This window comes from bacterium (assembly GCA_030654305.1).
GTDB lineage: Bacteria > Krumholzibacteriota > Krumholzibacteriia > LZORAL124-64-63 > LZORAL124-64-63 > PNOJ01.
Genome location: JAURXS010000178.1, coordinates 1 through 3,522 on the forward strand (window position 1 = coordinate 1; position 3,522 = coordinate 3,522).

The window sequence follows — 3,522 nt, forward strand, 5'->3', positions numbered from 1 at the left end:
CGTGGCGACCCAGAACGGTGGCGTGACCGAGATCCACAACGCCTGGATCTTGGTCCGCAACGCCGAGATGATGGTCGGCGGCGCCGCCTTCAAGCTGAACATCGACCCGCGCGTCTTGATCCTGAACGCGACCCCGGCCGCCGGCCTGATCTTCGGCAACCCGGCCACCGGCGTGGAGATGGGCCTGTACAGCTACCTGCCGGTGTTCGGCACCGACCCGGGCCTGCTCTACACCCTGCAGCTGTCCACCCTCAACTACCTGATGGTCGACGCCCAGCTGCAGATCGTCAACCATCCCAGCTACGACGCGCCCAAGGTGGCGGACAACAACGCCGTGCAGTGGACGGCCGACGGTCTGACCTCGCTGCTGACGATCGTGGTCGGCGCCGAGGAGATGAGCTGGGGCCAGGTCAAGAGCCTGTACTAGCCGCAACGATCCCGCGGAGGGCGTGTCGGAATCCCCCCCAGGACGCGACGAACCTCCGCAAACGGGAAGCGGGAGAGGGCAACCTCTCCCGCTTCCTCGTGCTTGGCGGCGGCCGTCACCGCGGCGGCGGCTCCGGGTCGCGCTTCACGATGTGGAACCCGTACGACGTTTCCACCACACCGGAGATCCCGCCGGGCTTCAGGGCGAAGAGGGTCTCCTCGAAGGCCGCTTCCAGATTCCCCGGCTCCACCAGCCCGACGAGCCCGCACCCGAAGCGGCTCTGCTCGTCGTCGGAGAAGCGGGCGGCCAGGTCGCAGAAGTCGGCGTCGGGCGCCTGCGCCTGGCCGGCGATCTCGGCGGCCAGGGTCTGCGCCTGGGGCCGTGAACGGGAGATCGTGCCGCCGTCGCCTCCCGACCCCTTCCAGGCGATCAGGATGTGGCGGGCCACGGCTCGCCGCACGGGCACGCGCATCAGCACGTGGAAGCCGGCGGGCGACTCGACGCAGGGCTCGATCCCCCCGATCTCCAGCTGCGACAGGGTGACCTCCAGGGACAGCGGCAGCCGGCCGGGCGTCACGACGCCCAGGTCGCCGCCGAGGCGCGCCGAGTGGGCGTCGTCGGAGTAGCGGCGGGCCATCTCGTCGAACGAGGCGCGCTTGTCGAAGATCTCGGTCGCGACCCGCACGGCCAGGGCGTGCGCTTCGTCCCGCGTGCGCGTGACGCCCGGCATCGCCGGACGGGCGTCGCGGTGGGAGATCAGGATGTGCGCGCCGGCGACCGCTTGCGTCCGCAGGTCGGTCATCCCCCGCGCGGTCACGAGGGAATCCGCGGCGGCCGTCGGGGAACGCTCCGCCCGCGGGGCGGCCGGTGCGCGGCCGCGCAGCAGCCCGAAGGCCGTCAGCGCGACCACGCCCGCCAGGGCCGCCAGCAACGCGAGTCGCCGTGGGGTCATCGTTCGCCCTTCCGGTAGGGGTCGGCCCCGGTGGCGTGCAGGATCTTGCTGGAGAGCAGGTGGTGGATCTGCAGCTCCCAGTCCACGATCCCCGCGCGCATGTGGAGGTGGCGCATGTAGGTCAGGAACTTCTCCCGCTCCGGCGGCTCGAAGCCGACCGCCGCCATGGCCGCGCCGAGGTGCTCGTACATCGCGTCCAGCTCGTCCTGCGTCGGCAGCTTCGTGGAGCGGTGCGGGTGGTTGACGCGCATCTCGGGCCGGCGGCTCGGCTCGCGCCGCGGCGTCGTGCAGGCCGCGCGCCAGGCCCGGCGCAGCTCGTAGCTCAGGACCATCACGGCCTGCGAGAGGTTCAGGGACGGCTGCTCGGGGGCGGTGTCGATCGCGCAGACGTAGCGGCAGGCGTAGACCTCGTCGTTGGTCAGCCCGGTGCGCTCGGTGCCGAACATCAGGGCCACCGGCCCCTCGGCCGCGTGCTCGATCAGCAGCGCCGCCAGCTCGTGCGGCGGCAGCAGCGCGCCCTTGCGCAGCTCGCGGGGGCGCGCGGTGGTGCCGGCCACGACTAGGCAGTCGCGCACCGCGGCCCGGTGGTCCAGCACGACCTGCGCGCCGTCGAGCACGTCCTCGGCCCCGTGGGCCAGCGCGCGGGCCCGCTCGCCGTAGGGGTCGTGGGGCGAGATCAGCACCAGGCGCGACAGGCCCATCGTCTTGATGGCGCGGGCCGTGGCGCCGACGTTGCGCGGCTCGGTGGTGCGGCTCAGCACGATGCGGACGTTGTCCAGCACCGCCTGGGCCGCGGGGTCGACGGGGTCGTGGGGGAAGCGGGCCACGGGTTTCGTCCTCTGGGGGGATGGCTGGTCGTCCGTCCCCCCAATATCGCCCCCCGCGGGCCGCTTGTCACGCGCCGGGGCCGCTACTTCAGCAGGACGAGCTTGTGCGTCGCGACGACGCCCGCCGCCTCGAGCCTCGCCACGTAGACGCCCGAGGGGACCCTGCGGCCCTGCGCATCGCGCCCCGACCAGACGGTTGAACCGATCCCGGCGGGGCGCATCCCGTCGACCAGGCGCGCCACCTCGCGGCCGGCGAGGTCGTGGACCGTCAATGCGACCATCCCCGGGGCTTCGAGCGCGAACGACAGGGTCGTGCGCGGGTTGAACGGGTTCGGGTACGGGCTGGCGAAGCGCACCGGCGGCGGCGGGCTCGCCTCGGGAACCGCGGTGGCGGCTGCCAGGCACTGCCGCCGGGCCGTGACCACGCCGGCCTCGCCGCAGGCGACCATCACCAGGTCGTCGGCGGTGGCGACGCCGTAGGAGATCGGCGGCGCCGACAGCCCCGCCACGAACGTCGGCGCCGTCGGCTGGGTGATGTCGATCACCTGGACGCTGCCGGTCTCCTCGGCCACGTAGGCGTAGCCGCCGGCCACCACGACGTCGCGCGCGATGTCCGGGGTGTCGTACGAGCCCACGACCTGCGGCGCGGCCGGGTCGCTCACGTCCACGATCATCAGGCCGGCCCAGTGGTCGGCGACGTAGACCAGCGGCCAGCGCACCTCCAGGTCGACGGCGGCCTCGGGCAGGTCCAGGCTGCCGACGATCGCGGGCGACGCGGGATCGGCGACGTCGATGACGAAGAGGCCGCTGTGCCCGTCGGCCACGTAGACGTAATCGCCGAAGCAGCCCACGCCCGTCGCCCAGTCGGGCGTGTCGACGGAGCCGACGATCTGGGGCAGCGCGGGATCGCTCACGTCGATGACGAACAGGCCGGCGGGGCCGGAACCCGCGTAGGCGTAGCCGCCGGCGACCGCCACGCCCAGGGTCTCGCCGGGCAGGTCGACGGCGCCGACGATTTCCGGCGCCAGCGGGTCGCCGATGTCGACGATCTGCAGGCCGGAGCCGAAGTCGGCCACATAGGCGTAGCCGTCGGCGACGTCCAGACCGTGGGCGAAGTCCGGCGTGTCGACCGAGGCGACCAGGACGGGCGCCGACGGGTCGCCGACGTCCAGCACCTGCAGGCCGTCGTAGCCGTCGGCGACGAAGGCATAATCACCCGCGATCTCGACGGCGCGGGCGTCGCCGGGGATGTCGAGGGTGGCGAGGGTCGTCGGCAGGGTGGTGCCGAGGTTGAGTTCGGCGACGTTGAGGCGGAA

4 protein-coding genes are annotated in these 3,522 nt (G+C 72.9%); 1 reads left to right on the forward strand and 3 read right to left on the reverse strand.

Going from position 1 to position 3,522, the window contains the following annotated elements; translation table 11 throughout:
- Nucleotides 1–427: hypothetical protein (locus Q7W29_04700; protein MDO9171116.1), on the forward strand; the 427-nt coding region annotated here is incomplete at its 5' end.
- Between the two features lie 115 nt (nucleotides 428–542).
- Here Q7W29_04700 and Q7W29_04705 read toward each other — a convergent pair.
- From Q7W29_04705 to Q7W29_04715, 3 genes are all read right to left on the reverse strand, one after another.
- Complete coding sequence (locus Q7W29_04705) at nucleotides 543–1,379, reverse strand: peptidylprolyl isomerase (protein MDO9171117.1); 837 nt, start codon at nucleotides 1,377–1,379, stop codon at nucleotides 543–545.
- Entirely contained in the window at nucleotides 1,376–2,206 is an 831-nt protein-coding gene (locus Q7W29_04710) for an RNA methyltransferase (GenBank protein ID MDO9171118.1), read from the reverse strand. The genes Q7W29_04705 and Q7W29_04710 overlap by 4 nt, the downstream gene beginning before the upstream one ends.
- A gap of 83 nt (nucleotides 2,207–2,289) precedes the next feature.
- Nucleotides 2,290–3,522 (reverse strand): FlgD immunoglobulin-like domain containing protein (locus Q7W29_04715; protein MDO9171119.1); only part of this gene is annotated, 1,233 nt, incomplete at its 5' end.

Excerpts from the sequence above, each read along its gene's own strand:
- Q7W29_04705 (MDO9171117.1), bottom strand. The coding sequence starts at position 1,379 with ATGACCCCACGGCGACTCGCGTTGCTGGCGGCCCTGGCGGGCGTGGTC.